Raw genomic sequence first — 16,994 nt, forward strand, 5'->3', positions numbered from 1 at the left:
CCAGTGTCCCGAGTCCCGGACGACCTCTTCGCTGCGCTAGTGGTTCTTCTCTGCTGGTCCGGCAAATACCTGTAACCGATGGTAACGGTTAACTGTCACGAGGCGTTGTGACGCGCATCTCCCGCGTCACGTCCACGTGGTGAGAACTCACGGGCCGGACCGGATCCGGGCCCGCATCGCCGCCAGCCGCTCGGCGAACTCCGGGGACGCCAGCGACGCCAGCTGCGGCTCGATCTCGACGTCCACGGCGTCGGCGTGCGCGGCCAGCGAGGCGGTCGCCCGCAGGCTGCGCTTGGTGGCCAGCAGGGCCTCGCGCGGCGCGGCGACGGACGGAGCCGCGAGCTCCCGCGCGGCGGCGAGCAGGTCGTCGTGCCCGCCGTCGACCACGCGCAGCGCCAGCCCGGCGCGCACCGCCGCCTCGGCGTCCAGGGGCTGCCCGAACAACGTCATGGCGGCGGCCTGCTGCGGGCCGGCCAGCCGCTGCGTCATCCACGTCATCCCGCCACCGGGGTGCAGGCCCAGCTCCAGGAACCGCGCGACGAACTTCGCGCGCGGCCCGGCCAGCCGGACGTCCGCGGCGAGGGCGAGGTTCAGCCCGGCGCCGACGGCCGCGCCGCCGACCGCCGCGATCGTCGGCAGCGTGCAGCGCGCGACGGAGAGGAAGCCTTCGTAGATGGCGCGCAGGCCGGCCTCGTCGGCCGCGCCCAGCGCGGAGAGGTCGGCCCCGGCGCAGAACGCCGGCGGGGTCCCGGTGACCACGACGGCGTGCACCGACTCGTCCCGCTCCGCGGCCGCGACGGCGTCCGCGAGCTGCGAAGACAGCGTGAGCGTCAGCGCGTTGCGGCTGCCGGGCGCGTCGACGGTCAGCAGGGCGACGCCGCCCGCGTGCTCGCTGACGATGCTGTCGGTCATGGGAGTAAGGGTGGCACGAGGCGGTCGTCGCCTTGCTCGGGTATGACTGGAGGGATGGGGGAACTGGTCGGAGCCCTGGTCCGGGGGTTCATCGTGCTGGCGGGAAACGTCCTGACGATGATCGACACGGCCGAGCTCTTCGGAGCCCGCCGCCGATCGGCGCGCCGGAAGGCGTTGAGCCGAGGCGAGCAGGCGAAGATCCCGTGCGTCCTACGGGACCCGACCCTGACGGACGGCCGAGAACAGCAGGGCAGGCTCCTCGTCGGGTCGGGCCACGTCCAGTGGCTGGCCCCGGGACGGCCACCGGCGCCGTTCGAGCCGGGAGAGCTGACGATGCAGGCGGTGGACGAGCAGGCGATCACGTTCACCGCGGGCCGCACAGAGCTGCGCCTGCACCCGGACGAAGCCCCGGCGGTACTCCGAGCCCTGGGCGGCTGAGACGCCTTGGGCGGCTGAGCTGCCAAAACTGTCGGTACCCGCCGCTACGCTGGAAGACGGGGGGCGCCGCCCCGCGCAATTTCGCGCGACCAGCCATCGCGCAGCCGGGAGGCGCGACCAGCGCCGGATCCCGGGCCCGGCGAACGGCGGATTCCGGTCAGCAGACGCTTCCGCGATCTTCGCGCCACTGGCGACCGGCCGTGTCACTCCTCCGGCGTCGGCGGGCGTTCGAGCAGCCGGGACAGCACGACCGTCGACACCGTCCGGTCCACGATCTCCAGCCCGCGCAGCCGCTCCAGCGCCGTCTCCAGGTGGTGGATGTCGGCGGCCCGCAGGTGGACGATCGCGTCCGCCGCACCCGAGACCGTGTACGCCGCGACCACCTCGGGCAGCGGTTCCAGCCGCGCGCGGATGCGGGCCGGGGTGATGTTGCCCTGGCACGTGACCTCGACGAACGCCTCCGTGCCCCAGCCCAGCGCCTCCGGGTCGACGACCGCCGTGAAGCCGCGCAGGATGCCGGTTTCGAGCAGCCGGTCGACCCGTCGTTTGACCGCCGGCGCGGACAGCCCGACGACCTTGCCGATCTCGGCGTAGCTCGATCGGGCGTTCGCCACGAGGCACGAAACGATTCGCTGGTCGATGGTGTTCACACGCAACACTTAGCACAGATACGCGCAGCGAACAGCGATTGATTGCGAGTTTCGGCCTCGCTTACCCTGCTTTCATGCAGGGATCACAGCCCTTGGCCGCTCGCGTACCGACCACCCGCCGATACCTGATGTGCCCGCCGCGGTTCTTCGCGGTGGACTACGTGATCAACCCCTGGATGGACCCGACCCAGCCGGTCAGCGCCGACGTCGCCGTCGCGCAGTGGACCGAGCTGCGTGACACCTACCGCCGTCTCGGCCACACCGTCGAGGAGATCGACCCGCAGCCGGGGCTGCCCGACATGGTCTTCGCCGCGAACTCCGGCACGGTCGTCGACGGCCGCGTCCTCGGCTCGCGGTTCCGCGCGCCGCAGCGCACTGCGGAGGCCGAGCACTTCCGCCGCTGGTTCGTCGAACACGGCTACCGCGACATCACCATGCCGGAGAAGATCAACGAGGCCGAGGGCGACTTCGCCTGGACCGGCGGCCTGCTGCTGGCCGGCACCGGTTTCCGCACCGACCCGGCCGCGCACGCCGAGGCGCAGGAGGTCCTCGGCGTCCCGGTCGTCTCGCTGAACCTGGTCGACCCGCGCTACTACCACCTCGACACGGCGTTGTTCGTGCTCGCCGAGGCGACCGACACGACGCGCGCGCAGATCGTCTACTACCCGGCGGCGTTCTCCGCGGGATCACGCCGCGTGCTCGAGCGGCTGTTCCCGGACGCCGTCCTCGCGACCGCCGCCGACGCCGAGTGCTTCGGGTTGAACGGGGTGTCCGACGGCCGGAACGTCGTCCTCCCCGTCGAGGCCACTCGACTGGGTGAACTGCTCGCCGAGCGTGGGTACGAGCCGGTCTACGTCGACATCTCTGAGCTGCGGAAAGCCGGCGGCGGGCCGAAGTGCTGCACCCTGGAAATCAGGAAAGGCTGATTGCCGGAAAAAGGGTGTAACTCACCCGTTTGCTTCCGCGATTAATCGGGGTAACAGCTCGACTACTCGCGGTGGCAGGGGGTGGAAGCGGTGGCGGTGAACTTCGCCATGCACGGGATCGGCCGGCCGGCTCGCCAGCTCGAGCCGGGGGAGAACGAACGCTGGGTGACGGTCGAGCAGTTCGACCGCATCCTCGACGCGGTCGAGGAACGCGCGGACGTCCACCTGACCTTCGACGACGGCAACGAGTCCGACGTCGAGATCGCGCTGCCCCGGCTCGTGGAGCGCGGGCTGACGGCGGAGTTCTTCCCGCTCGCCGGCCGTCTCGGGCAGCGCGGCTACCTGGACCGCGACGCCCTGCGCGACCTGGCCCGCGCCGGCATGGAGATCGGCTCGCACGGCTGGGAGCCGCGCGACTGGCGCCGCCTCGACGACCGCCACGCGCGCCGGGAGCTGACGGACGCCCCGAAGCTGCTGGGCGACCTGTGCGGCCGGCCGGTGCGGCGGTACTCGCTGCCGTTCGGCGCTTACGACCGCCGGGTGCTGGACCGGCTGCGTGAGGCGGGCGCGACACGGGTGTACGCGAGCGACAGCGGCGAGACCAGCCGCGACGGCTGGCTGCAGCCGCGGACGGAGCTGCGACACGACCTCGACCAGGAGTGGCTGGACGGCGTGCTGTCCGGCGGCCGCCGGCGAGGGCAGTGGATGCGACGGCTGTTTCGACGAGCTGACAGTTAGTCGGTATAACCGTCTGCCGGTCTGCCGGTCTGCCGGTCTGCCGGTCAGTCCGTCTTCCCGGTGGTCGGAACACGTCCCGAGCCGGTTCGACGAGGCCGCGTCCGGTGAGCAGCGTTTTCGTCAAGTCCCGCCGGATGCTGGGAAATTCTCGTACCTCTGGGTCTTGAACCCGTCACCGTCCGGGGTGCATCCTGTGTGCTCGCCGCCGTAAGGAAAGTTTCCTAACTAAAGGGAGCACCAGGTATGCGGAAACTGATCCTGCTCGCGACCATGGCGCTGGCCGCGGCCGTGATGCCCTCGGCTCTCGCGTCGGCTGCCCCGGCTCCGGCTCCGGCCACCTCGGCGCAGACCGCCGCGGCGCCGGCCTCCGTCGAAGCCGGTCCGACCGCGGCGCAGCTGCTGGCCAAGACGAACAGCTGCACCCAGGTCTCCAGCGGCAAGTACAAGACGGACGAGGACGTCTCGGCCAAGACGGTCGCCGTCTGTGACGCCAACGGTGCGGTCTTCTGGAAGGCCGACATGGACATCGACTGCGACGGCCAGCGCACGACGCAGTGCAACGAGGACACCGACTGCTGCTACCAGGACGACACGGCGTTCCACCAGTCCGACGGCAAGCCGCTCAGTGCCGCGAAGCTGCCCTACATCGTCGTGCCGAGCTCGAGCAGCATCTGGAAGTACACCTCGTCGCAGCTGAAGGGCGGCGGGTCCTGCGCGGTGATCTACAACGGCAAGATCGAGTACGCGGTCATCGGCGACACCGGCCCGACCCAGATCATCGGCGAAGCCTCCTACGCGACGGCGAAGGATCTCGGCATCAACCCGGACCCGTCCAACGGTGGCACCGACTCCGGTGTGACGTACATCTGCTTCAAGAACTCGACCGTCTCCCCGATCGAGAACCACGCCAATGCGATCAGCAAGGGCGAAAGCCTCGCCACGACTTTCGTGAACAACAACTGACGCACGGCACCGCACGACACAGCCGGGGCCGATCCGTACAAGACGCGGGCCGGCCCCGGCTGCTGTGCTGGGCCCATGAGCGAACTGCTGAAGCTGGCCAACATCGGCCCGGCGATGGTCCGCGACCTGAGCCGGCTCGGCATCACCGAACCCGCCCAGCTCGCCGGGCGCGACCCGGTTGAACTGTACGAACGCCTCTGCGCCACCGACGGCCGCCGGCACGACCCCTGCGTGCTCGACACCTTCATGTCGGCGGTCGACCAAGCCGACGGCGCGCCGCCCCGGCCGTGGTGGACGTACACCCCGGAACGGAAACGGCTTCTCGGGGATCTGTCCGGGGGCCGCTGACGAGAACTGCGCCGAACGCGTTGCCCGTCCACCTGCAAGATGCAATTCCGGGGCGAATCGAGACGCGATTCTTACCGGAAAACTGTTGCGCCTCACGGCCGTCTCACGCATTACCCCGTTCGCGGCCCTCGCGGTAACGATCCAGGGGGGCTCGCCGACCAACTCATGGGTCGCGTGGGAAAAGCGGAGGTTTTGGCGTGAAGATCAGTGTCTTCGGGCTTGGTTATGTCGGGTGTGTCTCCGCCGCGTGCTTGGCGGGGCAGGGGCACCGGGTGGTCGGCGTGGACGTCAACCCGGTCAAGATCGACCTCATCACCGCGGGCAACGCCCCGGTGGTCGAGGAGCGGATCGGCGAGCTGACCGCCGAAGTCGTCGCGAGCGGGGCGCTGAGAGCCACGACCGACGTCGCGGAAGCTGTCGCCGACAGCGAGATTTCGCTGGTCTGCGTGGGTACGCCGTCGGCGCCGAACGGCAGCCTCTCGACGGTCTACCTCGAGCGCGTCGCCGAGGAGATCGGCGAGGCGCTCGCGAAGAAGACCGAGCGGCACACGGTCGTCTTCCGCAGCACGATGCTGCCCGGCACCTGCCTGGACCTGCTGGTCCCGATCTTGGAGAAGGCCTCGGGCCGCACGGCCGGCGTCGACTTCGGTGTCGCGGTGAACCCCGAGTTCCTGCGCGAGGGCAGCAGCGTCCGCGACTTCTTCGACCCGCCGAAGACGGTGATCGGCGAGTTCGACGCGCTCAGCGGTGACGCCGTCGCGGCGCTCTACGAAGGCCTGCCCGGCGCCGTCTTCCGCGTGCCGATCCCGGTCGCGGAGATGACGAAGTACGCCGACAACTCCTTCCACGGACTCAAGATCGGGTTCGCGAACGAGCTCGGCTCGATCTGCCGCGCGCTCGGCCTCGACTCGCACCAGGTGATCGACGTCTTCCTGGCCGACACCAAGCTCAACATCAGCCCGGCCTACCTCAAGCCCGGTTTCGCGTTCGGCGGCTCGTGCCTGCCGAAGGACCTGCGCGGGCTGGTCTACGCCGCGCACCGCGCCGACGTGAAGGTGCCGATCCTGTCGCACGTGCTCAGCTCCAACGAAGAGCACCTGCAGCGGGCGTTCGACCTGGTCGCGCGCACCGGCAAGCGCAAGGTCGGGCTGTACGGGCTGTCGTTCAAGCCGGGCACCGACGACCTGCGCGAGTCGCCGCTGGTCGAGCTGGCCGAGAAGCTGCTCGGCAAGGGTTACGACCTGAAGATCTACGACGCGAACGTCAGCCTCTCGCGGCTGATGGGCGCCAACCGTGAGTACATCGAGGGCCGGCTGCCGCACCTCGGGTCGCTGCTCGCCGGGTCCGTCGAAGAAGTCATGGACCACGCCGACGTCGTGATCGTCGGCTGCAAGGACCCGGACGTGCTGGCGGCCCTGCCGCACGGCGGCGACCGGGTGCTGATCGACCTCGTCCGCCTGCCCGACGCCGAGAAGCGTCGCCTTGAAGAGGGATACGCCGGCCTTGCCTGGTAAAACACAGTCTGGTAAAGCGCTCATCTTGGTCGAAAACCTTTCCGTGCCCTTCGACCGGCGCGTCTGGCAGGAGTCCACGACCCTGCGCGACGCCGGCTGGGAGGTGCACGTGATCTGCCCGCAGGGCACGAAACGCGACACCGAGGCCGAAGCCGTCATCGACGGCGTCCACATCCACCGCTACCCGCTGAAGGCCGCGACCGGCGGCCCGGCCGGGTACCTGCAGGAGTACGGCAGCGCGCTGTGGCACACGCTGCGGCTGGCCCGCAAGATCGGGCCGGTCGACGTCGTGCACGCCTGCAACCCGCCGGACCTGCTGTACCTGGTCGCGAAGGTGCTCAAGCGGCAGGGCGCGAAGTTCATCTTCGACCAGCACGACCTGTGCCCCGAGCTGTACCTGTCGCGCTTCGACCGCGGGCAGGACCTCCTCTACCGCGGGGTCTGCGCGCTGGAACGCGCCACCTACCGGGCCGCCGACGTCGTCATCTCGACGAACGAGAGCTACAAGCAGGTCGCCCGGATCCGCGGCGGCAAGCGGCCCGAGGACGTCTACGTCGTGCGCAGCGCCCCGGTCGTCGAGCGGTTCCACGAGGTCCCCGTCGAGCCCGAGCTCAAGCAGGGCAAGCCGTACCTGCTGGCCTACCTCGGCGTGATGGGCCCGCAGGACGGGGTCGACTACGCCCTGCGTGCGCTCGCGAAGCTGCGTGACGACGTCGGCCGCACCGACTGGCACGCGGTGTTCGTCGGCTCTGGCGACGCCTTCGACGACATGGTCGCGCTCTCGGCGAAGCTCGGGCTGGCCAACCAGGTCGAGTTCACCGGCCGGATCTCGGACGAGGACCTGGTCCGGTACCTGTCCACCGCCGACGTCTGCCTGTCGCCGGACCCGCTCAACCCGCTCAACGACGTCTCCACGATGAACAAGGTCATGGAGTACATGGCGATGAGCAAGCCGATCGTTTCGTTCGAACTGCGCGAAGCGCGCGTATCGGCCGGCGACGCCGCGGTGTACGCCCCGGCGAACGACGAAGCGGAGTTCGCGGTCCTGGTTTCGCGGCTGCTCGACGACCCCGAGGAGCGGGTCAGGATGGGTAAGCTCGGCCAGGCCCGGGTCGCGGGCCCGCTGTCCTGGGAGAACTCGGCGAAGGCCCTCCTCGCCGCGTATGAGCACGCACTCGGTTCCTGATCGCCGTTCGGTCAAGAAGTCACCGGACGTGTAACCAATGGTCCCGGCCGGACGACGGATCGGGTAACCGGCCGATCCACTGAAGCCGTTCGGCGTACTCGCCCCAGGAATGGAGATCCCGCCGGTGACTGACGACACGGTGCGCCTGAGCCTGATCGGGCAGGTTCTCCGCCGGCGCTGGCGGCTGCTGGTCGCCCTCGCCGTCCTCGGAGCGGCGGTGGGCGCCGGCGCCTCCGTCCTCTTCTCGCCCGGGTACCAGACCTCGTCCAGCGTCCTGCTGCAAGGACCGCGCCAAGCGGACGAGCTGCTCACCCAGGCCGAGGTCGCGACCAGCTCGGTCGTGCTCGACCGCGCCGCCGCGCAGCTGCAGTGGCACCCGACCGGCGCCGACCTGAAGAAGCAGGTCACGGCGTCGGTGGCGAATGGCAACGTCGTCACGATCACCGTCTCGGCGGACACCGCCGAGCACGCCCAGCAGCTCGCCGACCAGGTCGCGCAGCAGTTCGTCAAGTACTCCGGGCAGCTGGCGAGCAACTCGGCGGACGCCTCGGTGCAGCTGGCCCAGGAGCAGCGCGAGACGCTGCGCCAGCAGGTCCAGCTGACCACGCAGAAGATCAGCGACCTCGCCAAGACCGTCGGCGGGGACCTGACCGTGGAAAGCGTCCAGGTCCGCACGCAGCTCGAAGGCCTGCGGACGTCGCTGGAACAGGCGATCAACGACCTGAACCAGGCCGACCTCGCGACCGGCGTCGGCAACACCGTGGTGCTCGGTCCGTCCGAGCGCCCGGCCGGCCCGGCCGCCCCGACGATGACGCAGCTGGCCGCCGGTGGCGCGGTGCTGTTCTTCTTCGTCGGCGTCTTCGGCCACCTCTTCACCGCACGCGCCGACCGGCGGCTGCGGGGTGAGCCGGAGATCGCGTCCGCGCTCGGCTCGCCGATCCTCGCCGGCGTCGACGTCCCGACGCCGGAGGGCGACCGCCTCCCGGCGACCAATCTGTACGGCAAGGTGCGGCGCCTGCTCGGCGGCGACCGGCCGTGGGTGCTGCCGCCGGTGGCGACCTCGGCCGACGACGTCAACCGCGACATCCGGTACCGCCGGGTGCTCGCCCGGCTGGCCACCGGCCCCGCCGACATCCTGCTGCTGATCGCCGACGACGACGAGACGGCCCGGCTGGCCGCGACGCAGCTGGCCACGCTGGCCGACCGGATGTCGCTGCCGCTGCGCATCCAAGAGGTCAGCCCCGGCCGCCCGACCGTCCCGGACGCCGGTGGGAGCTCCGGTGTATTGGTCGTGCTCAGCACCGCCAGCCGCACCGCGTGGGAGCTCGTCTCGCTCGCCGAGGCCTGCTCGGAAGCCGGGCGGGAGATCGTCGGCGCGGTCCTCACCCATCCCGTCCGGCCGCGTGAGCCGGTCGCCGAACCCGTGGCGGAAGCCCCCGAAAAAGCCTTGGCAGGTTCGGCGTGACGACTACAAGCGAAACTCCGGCTGCTCCGCTCGTCGATCTCCAGCGGCTGTTCGTCACCATCCGCCGTCGCAAGCGGCTCTGGCTGGCCACGGCGTTGCTCGGGCTGATCGCCGGGGCCCTGGTCGCGATCCTGCTGCCGGCCCCGCCGACCGCCGTCGCCAAGGTGATCGTGGTCCACCAGGACGACTCGCCGACCGACAGCGGCACGCTGATGCGCACCGACGTCGCGGTGCTGTCGACGACCCAGATCGCCGAAGGCGCGCTGAAGAAGCTCAACAGCACCGAATCGTCCGAAGAGTTCATGAAGAACTACTCGGGCCTGCCCGTGACGAACAACGTCATGCAGATCACCGTGAAGGCCAAGAGTGACGGCGAGGCCGTCGCGCAGGCGCAGGCGCTGGCCGACACGTTCATCGCCGACCACGTCGAGCGCAGCCAGGCCGCCGCGGCCGCGCAGTCGAAGGCCATCCTCGACCAGCGCAAGAACGCGCAGGACGAGCTGACGAAGGTCGACGCGCAGATCGCGGACGAGACCGGCAAGGGCCGCAACGCGAACGCCAGCACGCTCGAAGGCCTCTACGGTCGCCGCGCCGCGCTCGCGTCGCAGGTTTCGGACTTCGACTCCCGCGCCCAGCAGGCCGGCATCGGCAGCCCGCAGGTCGCGGCCGGTACCCAGATCGTCGACGCGCCCCGCGCGCTGCCCAAGGCGTTCCTCAAGACGACGGCGACCAACGCCGGCATCGGGTTCGCACTGGGCCTGGCGCTCGGGATCGCGTTCGCCGCCGTCGGCGCGGTCTCGCGCGACCGGCCGGTGCTGCGCCGCGAGATCTCGACGCAACTCGGTGCGTCCGTCATCGCGCAGCTGCCGTCGAAGCGCCGCGGGCCGTCCCGGCTGTGGCGCCGCTCCCGGGCCGTCTCCGAACGCCGTCGTGTCGCCACGACGCTGGTCCGCGCGATCCAGAAGGACATCACCGAGGTGTCGCTGCTGGAGCTCGGCGCGCCGGGCATCACGGCCGCGCTCGCCCTCGACGTCGCCGAGCAGCTCGGCGAGGACGGCCGCGCGAGCGTCGTCGACGACCTGCCGGGCGAGGACGTCCGGAAGCTGGCGGCCGAGACCCAGAGCGAGGTCGTCGTCCTGGGTGTCGGCGACCCCGACGCCGAGCCGGGCGAACGCCGCGTCGGCGTCGGCACCATCTCGCCGGGCACCGCGTGGACCGACCTGGAGCACCTCGGCGCGGAGACCGTGCTGGTCGTCAAGGCCGGGCACGCGAACACGCTGTGGCTGCACACGGTCGCGCGGCAGCTGGCCGACCAGGAAATCCCGATCATCGGCGTGGTGCTGGTCGACCCGGACCCGCGCGACAAGTCGGACGGGACGCTGTGGGACGGCCTGCACACCGCGTTGCGCGGCCGCGCCGGGCTGACGCCCGCGGCACCGAAGGTCGCCGACGTCGAGCGCGAGGACCGCATCGACGAGCTGGCCGCCCGGGTCGCCGAGCGCGTCGCGCTGGTGGATCCGCCGACGCGCAAGTTCGCGCCGGTCCGGCCGATGGTTCCGCAGGTCGCCAAGCCCCTGCCGCCCAAGGCGCCGAAGCCGGATCCGAAGCTCCCGGAACCGGGCAAGGTCAGCGTTCCGCACGCGGACGCGCCGACGAAGAAGTTCGCCCCGGTCAAGCCGAAGCGGCCGACGCCGTTCAAGCGCGACCACGGCGAGCCGACACACCAAGGCGAACTGAACGCCGAGCTCGAGTCCGAAAAGAGCGCGGAGGTCTCCTGACCTCGCGCCGCGACGAAGGGGAACCCGCTCGAGATGTGCGGCATCGCAGGCACCTACCTCTGGCCGGACGGCGGACCGCTGACCGACCGGCTGACGAAGACGCTGGCCCACCGCGGGCCGGACGGCTCCGGCCGCTACGACCACGTCGTCGGCGGCACCGGCGCCGGTGAAGTCCACTTGGGACACCGGCGGCTCTCGATTGTCGACCTGACCGAGACCGGCGCCCAGCCGATGGTCCTCGACGGCCTCGCGCTGAGCTACAACGGCGAGCTGTACAACGCGCCCGAGCTGCGCGCCGAGCTGACGGCCGCCGGCGTGCGCTTCCGCGGCACGTCCGACACCGAGGTGCTGCTGCAGGCGTGGCGGCGCTGGGGCACCGACTGCCTGCCGAAGCTGCGCGGGATGTTCGCCTTCGCGATGTTCGAAGAGGGCACCGGCGAGCTGTTCCTGGTCCGCGACCAGCTGGGCATCAAGCCGCTGTTCTTCGTGCACCGGGCCGGCGGTGTCGCCTTCGCCTCCGAGCTGAAGGCGCTGGCCGGCGAGCTGGGCGGGTCGCTGCAGATCGACAACGCCGCGCTGGTCGCGTCGCTGCTCTACTACTGGGTGCCGGACAGCCGCTGCGCTTACGAAGGCGCGGAGAAGCTGCAGCCGGGCACGTGGCTGCGCTGCCGCCCGGACGGCCGGGTCGACCGCGGCCGCTTCTGGTCGCTGCGCGAGGTCGCCGAAGAGGGTGCGGCCTTCGAGGGCGAGGTCGACCTGCACGAGGTGATCGCCGAGTCGACCGCCAAGCACCTGCTCTCGGACGTCCCGGTCGCGACGTTCCTCTCGGGTGGGCTGGACTCCAGTTACCTGACGGCGCTGGCCGCGCGGTCGCAGCCCGGGATCTCGGCCTACACCATCGGGTTCCGCGCCGAGGACGCCAAGTTCGAGGCGATGCCGGACGACTTGAAGTACGCCCGGATCGTGGCCAAGCAGTTTGGCGTCGACCTGCACGAGATCGAGATCGCGCCGCAGGTGCTCGACCTGCTGCCGAAGATGACCTACCACCTCGACGAGCCGATCGGGGACCCGGCGGCGATCAACTCGTTCCTGATCTGCTCGGCCGCGCGCGACGCCGGCGTCAAGGTGATGCTGTCCGGCATGGGCGCCGACGAGCTGTTCGCCGGCTACCGAAAGCACCTCGCGAACCTGATCGCGTTGCGCTACCACAAGGTTCCGGGCGCGGTCCGGCGTCCGGTGGAGTCCCTGGTGGACCGGCTGCCGGTGGCCTCGGCCAAGCGCGGCTACCGCTCGGTGCGGTTCGCGAAGCGGTTCCTGTCGTTCGCGGGCCTGCCCGAGGAGACGGCGTTCCGGCGCAGCTACACGATGTACGACCAGGCCGAGCTGCTCGGGTTGCTCAACCCGGACCTCGCGCCGACGGTCGACGACGTCCTCACCGAGCACGCCGACACGTACAACGACCAGTCGCTCGACGACTTCGTCAACCGGATGTGCCTGGCCGACTCGCGGATGTTCCTGCCCGGCCTCAACCTGACCTACACCGACCGCTCGACGATGGCGGCGTCCACCGAGGTGCGGACGCCGTTCGTCGACGTCGAGGTCGTCCGCGCGGCGTTCCGGACCCCCGGCAACAAGAAGATCGTCGGCCGCGCCGGCAAGGTGGCCCTCAAGAACGCGGCGCTCAACATCCTGCCCAGCGAGATCGTGCACCGGCCGAAGGGCCTGTTCAGCGCGCCGCTGCGGGCCTGGATGAGCCGCGACCTGGCGCCGCTGGTGCGCGAGGTCGTCAATGAGGGCGTGCTTGTCGAATCCGGTTTCCTGCAGCGCGAAGCACTGCAGCGGATGGTCGCCGAGGACGCCGCCGGCCAGCAGGACCGCAGCAAGCACCTTTGGCACATCTTGACCCTTGAGTACTGGTACCGGAACGCGATGTCGGGAGCGGGAGCGAAGTGAAGCAGGTCGTCCAGAACTACAAGAGCGGTGAACTGGCACTGCTGGAAGTGCCCGAGCCCGCGTGCAAGGCCGGCGGGGTGCTCGTCCGCACGGTGTACTCCCTGATCTCGACCGGCACCGAGATGATGAAGGTGTCCGAGGCGAGCCTGTCCTTGGTGGGCAAAGCGCGGGCTCGGCCGGACCAGGTCGCGAAGGTCGTCCAGAGCGTGGCGACCAACGGTCTCTCGGCGACCTACCGCAAGGTGACGTCCAAACTGGACTCATACACGCCCCTCGGTTACTCGTTGTGCGGCATCGTCGAGCAGGTCGGCGACGGCATCACGGACGTCGCGGTCGGCGACCTCGTGGCCTGCGCGGGCAACGAGCACGCGCTGCACGCCGAGCTGAACTGGGTGCCGAAGAACCTCTACTCGCGCGTGCCGGCCGGGGTCGACCCGCGGCACGCGGCGTTCGGCACCGTCGGCTCGATCGCAATGCAGGGTGTGCGCCGCGGCGAGCCGCAGATCGGCGACGTCGCCCTGGTCATCGGGCTCGGCCTGATCGGCCAGCTCGTGGTGCAGCTGCTGGTGTCGTCCGGCGTGCGCGTCTTCGGTGTCGACCCCGACCCGGAGCGCTGCAAGCTCGCCGAGAGCCTCGGCGCGCTGGTGTGCAGCCACCCGGGCTCCGGCGTGGTGGACACCGCCGTCGACGAGCTGACGCACGGCGCGGGCGTCGACCAGACGTACCTCGCCGCGGGCGGCAACACGAACGACCCGGTGGAGCTGGCCGCGAAGCTGTCGCGCGACCGCGGCCGCGTGATCGACATCGGCAAGTGCAAGCTCGACCTGCCGTGGAACGCCTACTACGAGAAGGAACTGGACGTCCGGTTCTCCCGCTCGTACGGCCCCGGCCGCTACGACCCGTCGTACGAGCTCGAAGGCCGGGACTACCCGATCGGCCAGGTCCGCTGGACCGAGCGCCGCAACCTCGAGTGCGTCATCGACCTGATCGACCGCGACCGCCTCGACGTCGAGCCGCTGATCACGCACGTCTCGGACTTCTCCGAGGCCGTCGAGACGTACAAGTCCCTCAACGACGGTGAGCTCAAGGCCGTCGCGGTGCTGTTCCGCTACCCGGACGCGGTCGCGAAGACCGAGCCGGTCGTGACGTCCGCGCGGATCGGGCTGGTCGAGCACAAGGCCGCGCCGAAGCCCGCCGGGCAGCCGGTGCGCCTCGGCTTCGTCGGGGCCGGCAACTACGCGTCGTCGATGCTGCTGCCGCACCTCGTCGAGCGCGACGACGTCGAGCTCAAGCACGTCGCGACGACGTCGGCGCTGTCCGGCGCCAACGCGCGGCGCAAGTTCGGCTTCGCCGAGGCGTCCACCGACATCGACAACGTGCTCGGTGACGACTCGATCGACGCCGTCTTCGTCGTCACCCGCCACAGTTCGCACGCCGAGCTGACCCGCCAGGCGCTGCTCGCGGGCAAGACGGTGTTCGTCGAGAAGCCCCTGGCGCTGACGGAAACCGAGCTGCAGAAGGTGCTCGACGCGATCGAGGAGTCCGGCAACGACCGGCTGCAGGTCGGCTTCAACCGCCGGTTCGCGCCGCTGCTGCACGAAGCCCGCGGCCAGTTCGGCCCGCGCGTCGGCCCGGCGACGGTCCGCTACCTGGTCAACGCCGGCCGCCTCGACCACGGCAGCTGGTACAACCAGACCGCCACCGAGGGCTCCCGGTTCGCCGGTGAAGGCGGGCACTTCATCGACACCGTGAGCTGGCTGCTCGACGCCGACCCGGTCTCGGTCTACGCGACCGGCGGCACGGACCTGCAGATCACCCTCGGCTACGGGGACGGTTCCACCGCGGTCATCACCTACGCCGAGAGCGGTTCGTCGGGCTTCCCGAAGGAGACGCTCGACGTCACCGCCGACGGCAAGGTCCTGAAGTTCGACGACTTCGTCCGCGCGTCGGTGTTCTCCCGCAAGAAGTGGGCGAGCTCGCGGCTCCCGAAGGGCCGCGACAAGGGCCAGGCCGCTGAGGTCGACGCCTTCCTCGAAGCCGTCCGCACCGGTGGCCCGATGCCGATCTCGGTCGCTTCGCTGGCCGCGACGACGTTGGCCACGCTCGCCGCCCAGACCAGCGTCGCGAACTCGGCGCCGGTCCGGATCGAGCTGCCGCGGAAGGCGGGTGCCCCGGCATGATGGGTCCCGGCTGGTACCTCCGCAGGCTGTCCCGGATGGGGCCGGCGGAGGTCGTCGGCCGTGCCCGGCACGCCGTCGTCCAGCGGCAGTGGCGGTCCGCGCTGCCCGAGCCGCCCGCGTGGCCGTCACACCCACGGTTCACCGCCCAGCTGCCGGACGGCGTTCTTGGCAAGGTCTCCGGCGAGGCCGTGACGCGGCTGCTGGCCACGGCCGACCACCTGATGGCCGGCCGCGCCGAGTACTTCGGCGTCCTGCGCGACGACATGGTGTCGCCGGACTGGGCCCTGGACCCGAAGACCGGCCGCCGCGCGCCGCTGGACGTCTACGCCTTCGACGTGCCGTACCGGTCGGAGGACGAGGTCGGCGACATCAAGCAGATCTGGGAGCCGTCGCGCCACCAGCACCTCACCGTGCTGGCCGCGGCGTACGCCCTGACCGGCACCGAGACGTACGCCGAGCGCGTCGCCGCGCACCTGCGGTCCTGGTGGGCGGCCAACCCGCCGTTGCGCGGGCCGCACTGGGTGAGCGGCATCGAGCTGGGCATCCGGCTGCTGTCGTGGGTCTGGGTCCGCCGCCTGCTCGACGGCTGGGCGGGCGTCACGGCGTTGTTCGAGGACAACCCGGACTTCCACCTGCAGCTGTGGCATCACCAGAACTGGCTGGCGACCCTGCGCAGCCACGGCTCGTCGGCGAACAACCACGTCATCGCCGAGGACGCCGGCCTGCTGGCCGCGGCGTGCGCGTTCGGCTGGTTCCCGGAGTCGCCGCGCTGGCGGGCCGAGGCGACCCGCTCGCTGGACGTCCAGCTGGGCCGCAACACCTTCGGCTCCGGGCTCAACGCCGAGCTCGCGTCCGAGTACCACGGCCTGGTGCTGGAGCTGGGCCTCGCGGCAGCGCTCGAGGCCGACGCGGCGGGCACCCCGGTGCCGGACTCCACCTGGGACGTCCTGCTCCGGATGACCGACGCCTTGGCGTCCATTGTGGACAACCGGTTCCGGCCGCCCCGGCAGGGCGACGCCGACGACGGCTTCGGCCTGATCGTCGACGGCTCCGAGACCAACCGCTGGGCGTCGCTGCTGGCCACCGGCGAGGTCCTGTTCGGCCGCCTCGACTGGTGGCCGGTGCCGGGTGACGACGTCCGCACGCCGCTGCTGACCGCGCTCGCCCTCCGGACACCGCGAGCCACGGGCGTCCGCCCCGGCCGGCGCCCCGCCCACCTGCGGGACGCGGGCATGACGATCCTGCGCTCGGGAAAGGTCTGGGCGCGGTGCGACGGCGGGCCGCACGGCTTCCTGTCGATCGCCGCGCACGCCCACGCCGACGCACTGTCGGTGGAGGTCCGCCACGACGGCGTCGACATCCTCGCCGACCCGGGCACCTTCTGCTACCACGGCGAGCCGCAGTGGCGGTCGTACTTCCGTTCCACGCTCGGCCACAACACCCTCGAACTGGGCGGTCAGGACCAGTCCGTGTCCGGCGGGCCGTTCCTCTGGACCCGGCACGCGGTGACGAAGGTGCTCGGCGTGCACACCCCCGACCACGGCCCGTCCCGATGGTCGGCGGCCCACGACGGCTACGCGCCGGCGGTGCACCGCCGGACGGTCGAGCTCGACGGAGCCGTGCTGAAGATCGTCGACGAGGTGCTCGGCGACACGGGCCCGGCCGCGCGGCTGGCGTTCCACCTGGGCCCGGCCGTCACGGCCACCTTGGACGGGAACGTCGCCCACCTGCGCTGGGAGGGTGACGGCCGGACGTTGGCCCCCGTCCACACCGCGGAGCTGGAACTGCCGGCCGAGCTGACGTGGACGGCCCACCGGGGTGAGCTCGACCCGCCGCTCGGCTGGTACTCGGCGGGCTTCGGCCGCAAGGAACCCTCGACCACCCTGGTCGGCTCCGGCACTCCCGGACACTCGATCACCCTGCTCCGCTTCAGTTAGGACCCG

Annotated in this window: 14 protein-coding genes; 12 read left to right on the top strand and 2 right to left on the bottom strand. The window is 70.9% G+C overall.

Going from position 1 to position 16,994, the window contains the following annotated elements; all coding sequences use genetic code 11:
* Positions 1-147 precede the first annotated feature (147 nt).
* On the bottom strand, positions 148-912 hold the full coding sequence (locus MUY22_RS15240) for an enoyl-CoA hydratase (RefSeq protein ID WP_247060378.1): 765 nt from the start codon (positions 910-912) through the stop codon (positions 148-150).
* 54 nt (positions 913-966) lie between these two features.
* On the opposite strand from MUY22_RS15240, the gene MUY22_RS15245 reads away from it, so the two are divergent.
* Positions 967-1,350: a hypothetical protein gene (locus tag MUY22_RS15245; RefSeq protein WP_247060379.1), complete on the top strand. Its 384-nt coding sequence runs from the start codon at positions 967-969 to the stop codon at positions 1,348-1,350.
* Between the two features lie 203 nt (positions 1,351-1,553).
* Here the strand turns inward: MUY22_RS15245 and MUY22_RS15250 are convergent, their stop codons facing one another.
* Positions 1,554-2,000 (bottom strand): Lrp/AsnC family transcriptional regulator, encoded by a 447-nt coding sequence (locus tag MUY22_RS15250; RefSeq protein ID WP_026468878.1) that lies wholly within the window; start codon positions 1,998-2,000, stop codon positions 1,554-1,556.
* 74 nt (positions 2,001-2,074) lie between these two features.
* Between MUY22_RS15250 and ddaH the strand changes: the two genes are divergently transcribed.
* The 11 genes from ddaH to MUY22_RS15305 all read left to right on the top strand — a co-directional run bounded on the left by ddaH (position 2,075) and on the right by MUY22_RS15305 (position 16,988).
* Positions 2,075-2,926, top strand: a complete 852-nt coding sequence (gene ddaH / locus MUY22_RS15255; RefSeq protein ID WP_247060380.1) for a dimethylargininase — start codon at positions 2,075-2,077, stop codon at positions 2,924-2,926.
* Between the two features lie 108 nt (positions 2,927-3,034).
* Entirely contained in the window at positions 3,035-3,664 is a 630-nt protein-coding gene (locus tag MUY22_RS15260; RefSeq protein ID WP_247063904.1) for a polysaccharide deacetylase family protein, read from the top strand.
* A gap of 243 nt (positions 3,665-3,907) precedes the next feature.
* Complete coding sequence (locus MUY22_RS15265) at positions 3,908-4,627, top strand: glycoside hydrolase family 75 protein (protein ID WP_247060381.1); 720 nt, start codon at positions 3,908-3,910, stop codon at positions 4,625-4,627.
* Positions 4,628-4,702: 75 nt separating this feature from the next.
* A complete protein-coding gene (locus MUY22_RS15270; protein ID WP_247060382.1) occupies positions 4,703-4,975 on the top strand; it encodes a helix-hairpin-helix domain-containing protein in 273 nt (90 codons plus the stop codon).
* Between the two features lie 197 nt (positions 4,976-5,172).
* On the top strand, positions 5,173-6,489 hold the full coding sequence (locus MUY22_RS15275; RefSeq protein ID WP_247060383.1) for a nucleotide sugar dehydrogenase: 1,317 nt from the start codon (positions 5,173-5,175) through the stop codon (positions 6,487-6,489).
* A gap of 43 nt (positions 6,490-6,532) precedes the next feature.
* On the top strand, positions 6,533-7,675 hold the full coding sequence (locus MUY22_RS15280; RefSeq protein WP_247060385.1) for a glycosyltransferase family 4 protein: 1,143 nt from the start codon (positions 6,533-6,535) through the stop codon (positions 7,673-7,675).
* 109 nt (positions 7,676-7,784) lie between these two features.
* Complete coding sequence (locus MUY22_RS15285; RefSeq protein ID WP_371827618.1) at positions 7,785-9,140, top strand: exopolysaccharide biosynthesis protein; 1,356 nt, start codon at positions 7,785-7,787, stop codon at positions 9,138-9,140.
* Positions 9,137-10,918 (top strand): Wzz/FepE/Etk N-terminal domain-containing protein, encoded by a 1,782-nt coding sequence (locus MUY22_RS15290; RefSeq protein WP_247060389.1) that lies wholly within the window; start codon positions 9,137-9,139, stop codon positions 10,916-10,918. The genes MUY22_RS15285 and MUY22_RS15290 overlap by 4 nt, the downstream gene beginning before the upstream one ends.
* A gap of 33 nt (positions 10,919-10,951) precedes the next feature.
* Positions 10,952-12,871: an asparagine synthase (glutamine-hydrolyzing) gene (gene asnB / locus MUY22_RS15295; RefSeq protein ID WP_247060391.1), complete on the top strand. Its 1,920-nt coding sequence runs from the start codon at positions 10,952-10,954 to the stop codon at positions 12,869-12,871.
* On the top strand, positions 12,868-15,051 hold the full coding sequence (locus MUY22_RS15300) for a bi-domain-containing oxidoreductase (protein WP_247060392.1): 2,184 nt from the start codon (positions 12,868-12,870) through the stop codon (positions 15,049-15,051). The genes asnB and MUY22_RS15300 overlap by 4 nt, the downstream gene beginning before the upstream one ends.
* The gene (locus tag MUY22_RS15305) at positions 15,048-16,988 is read left to right on the top strand and encodes an alginate lyase family protein (protein ID WP_247060393.1); all 1,941 of its coding nucleotides are present in this window, start codon (positions 15,048-15,050) and stop codon (positions 16,986-16,988) included. Before MUY22_RS15300 ends, MUY22_RS15305 begins: the two co-directional genes overlap by 4 nt.
* The last annotated feature ends 6 nt before the right edge of the window (positions 16,989-16,994 follow it).

This window comes from Amycolatopsis sp. WQ 127309 (assembly GCF_023023025.1).
Classification (GTDB): domain Bacteria; phylum Actinomycetota; class Actinomycetes; order Mycobacteriales; family Pseudonocardiaceae; genus Amycolatopsis.